This is a genomic window from Citrobacter sp. Marseille-Q5395, from assembly GCF_947057495.1.
In the GTDB taxonomy this organism is placed as follows: Bacteria; Pseudomonadota; Gammaproteobacteria; order Enterobacterales; family Enterobacteriaceae; genus Citrobacter; species Citrobacter murliniae.
Genome location: NZ_CAMSEL010000058.1, coordinates 1 through 2,621, shown reverse-complemented (window position 1 = coordinate 2,621; position 2,621 = coordinate 1). Strand labels below are relative to the sequence as shown.

3 protein-coding genes are annotated in these 2,621 nt (G+C 51.2%); 2 read left to right on the top strand and 1 reads right to left on the bottom strand.

Annotation, left to right across the window (positions count from 1 at the left end; all coding sequences use genetic code 11):
- The first annotated feature begins 1,262 nt into the window (after positions 1-1,262).
- Both OH663_RS25895 and OH663_RS25890 read left to right on the top strand, forming a co-directional pair.
- Positions 1,263-1,490: a YgdI/YgdR family lipoprotein gene (locus tag OH663_RS25895; RefSeq protein ID WP_021243043.1), complete on the top strand. Its 228-nt coding sequence runs from the start codon at positions 1,263-1,265 to the stop codon at positions 1,488-1,490.
- A 365-nt stretch (positions 1,491-1,855) separates the two neighbouring features.
- On the top strand, positions 1,856-2,041 hold the full coding sequence (locus OH663_RS25890) for a Rop family plasmid primer RNA-binding protein (RefSeq protein ID WP_013772937.1): 186 nt from the start codon (positions 1,856-1,858) through the stop codon (positions 2,039-2,041).
- 290 nt (positions 2,042-2,331) lie between these two features.
- Here OH663_RS25890 and OH663_RS25885 read toward each other — a convergent pair whose 3' ends face one another.
- The gene (locus OH663_RS25885; RefSeq protein ID WP_021243041.1) at positions 2,332-2,523 is read right to left on the bottom strand and encodes a hypothetical protein; all 192 of its coding nucleotides are present in this window, start codon (positions 2,521-2,523) and stop codon (positions 2,332-2,334) included.
- Between the last annotated feature and the right edge of the window lie 98 nt (positions 2,524-2,621).

Here is a 2,621-nt window from a genome sequence, read left to right as displayed (position 1 = left end):
AGGTGTCGCTCATCATCACTAAGAGTCATCAGGGCTCCGGAAGAAAAACCAAACATGGCTTACCTACTGTTAACGGCAACGCAGAAGAAAGGTTTACAGGGTAGCGGGCAGGGATGAAAAAAAAAAATTGCAGTCAGGCCGGAACGGCTGCTGAACCGGTACAGGCGGGTTCCGGGCGCAGCGCCGGACCAGTCACGGAGCACTAGCGGAGTGTATACTGGCTTAAGATGTAGCATGGCAGTAACACATAGCATTAATGCCACATAAGACAGGCGCAGAAAGTGAAAGAAAACGCGTCAGGAGAAAATGTGATACAGAATATATTCCGCTTCCTCGCTCACTGACTCGCTCCGCTCGGTCGTTCGGCTGCGGCGAGCGGGACGGGCTTACGGATGGATCAGAAATTTCCTGGGGGATGCCAGGAAGATACTTAACGAAGAAAGCATAAGGCCGCGCCAAAGCCGTTTTTCCATAGGCTCCGCCCCCCTGACAAGCATCACAGAATCTGACGCTCAAATCAGTGGTGGCGAAACCCGATGCGGCTTAAAGATACCAGGCGTTTCCCCCTGGTGGCTCCCTCGTGCTCCCCCGCATTCCTGCCTTTCGGTTTACCGGTGTCACTCCGCTGTTATGGCCGCGGTTTCTCATTCCACGCCTGACACTCAGTTCCGGGAAGGCAGTTCGCTCCAGGATGGACTGTATGCACGAACCCCCCGTTCAGTCCGACCGCTGCGCCTTATCCGGTAACTATCAACTTGAGTCCAACCCGGAAAGACACGACTAATCGCCATTGGCAACGGCCATTGGCAAACAGGATGTGCGAGAGATGTCTCAAGAGTTCTTGAAGTGGCGGCCTTAGTGAGGCTACACTGAAAGGACAAATTTGGTGACATGTCTCGCACAAGACTGTTACCACGGTTAGGGGATCTGCCAGGATTACCTAACCTTCGAAAAACCACCTGCCAGGGTGGTTTTTTCGTTTACAGGGCAAGAGATTACGCGCGGAAAAAAAGGATCTCAAGAAGATCCTTTATAAATTAGACATCCAACCTCACAAAGAGGAATACTTAAATCATCTTGGTATATGTATCGGCCGGATTACATCTCATATAAGCCTCCTCCCCGCCTGACACCACACTTTGACCATAGCACCTCGCGCCTAACTCGATATACAGCCCACCATCAAGCCTCTTTTCACATAAAAAATGACCTATAGTTAGATGGTTAGTGACCAAAACTGATATGGATAAAAGGAGCTGGCTTTGAAAAAGATTTTTGTTTCAGTGTTCGCAGCGGCAGTTGCGCTTTCAGCCCTCACCGGCTGCACGCGCACAAGCTATGCCATACACACCAATGACGGTCGCACTATTGTCAGCGACGGCAAACCTAAAGAATCAGACTCAGGCCTGCTTGGCTATACAGACGCGAATGGTGTCAAACAGCAGATCAATAAAACCGACGTTAAAGAAGTCTCCGAAATTCCGCACTGAGCATCTTCTCCGAAAAAGGCCGCTAATGTGGCCTTTTTCTTTACCTGTGGTTCTCCGCCAAAATCCCAGCAAATTGCATCACCAAAGCTAAAAGCTTTCAGGGTTGTCTAAAAAGCACAAGACATAAGAGGAAGTGCGGTATTTTATAATCAAGCCCCCAAGAATTTACCATAACATCCGTTGCCCGCACCGCCTGAGACGCGTTCAGCGCGTTCCTGACGAAACCATGACAAAAACCACAACAAACCACCCCGGAACCCGTCAGAAACGCGCCTGTTAAATTTTAACGGCATGCATGACTATGCACCAGAATGACGCCATGCTCTTTTCACGCAAAAATCATCACCAGACGGGGAAAATCACCAGTGACCAGACAGGAATCCGCCGCCCTCAATATGGCCAAATTTATCCGCGCACAGACACTTCTCCTCCTTGAGCGGCTCGAGCAGATGGATCTGGATGAGGCTGCCGGCTGCTGTGAGCACCTGCACGATCAGGCCGAAGCGCTTTACGCCATGCTGAACGCACAGATAGGCGAGGAAAATGCGTGAAAATCGGTGAACGGGTGCGCAATTCAGTGCGCGGCCGTGAGGCGATGGCGGGGTGTCGGGGCGCAGCCCTGACCAGGGTATTTGTGATGCCGGCGCGTGCGCGGTATTACAAATGCACATCCTGTCCCGGAACGGACACCGGGAAACAGCAAAAAAAACCGGGCGGCACGCCCGGAACTCAATCAAGTTAGATTAGATTACTCTCACTCGTCCATAACAGCATCATGGAACGACGACCACCGTCCGTGACGGCCGCCTCGTTTAAGTATGGACAGAAATACAGAAAATGCTCAGGACGAAATGTAATGAATGCGAACGGATTCAAGAAATTCGAGCATGACAGTCCTTACGGCCGGTTCGGTTTCAGACAAAATCTGCCGGTATGCATCCAGCATCATGGCTCCGGCATCCCCTCCGGCACGCCGTAGCCAGACCGAAACAACGGACACAAGCAGGTGTCGCTCATCATCACTAAGAGTCATCAGGGCTCCGGAAGAAAAACCAAACATGGCTTACCTACTGTTAACGGCAACGCAGAAGAAAGGTTTACAGGGTAGCGGGCAGGGATGAAAAAAAAAAA

What these genes read in the sequence shown, in the direction of transcription:
- OH663_RS25885 (WP_021243041.1), bottom strand. Translation starts at nt 2,523, where the DNA reads ATGACTCTTAGTGATGATGAGCGACACCTGCTTGTGTCCGTTGTTTCG.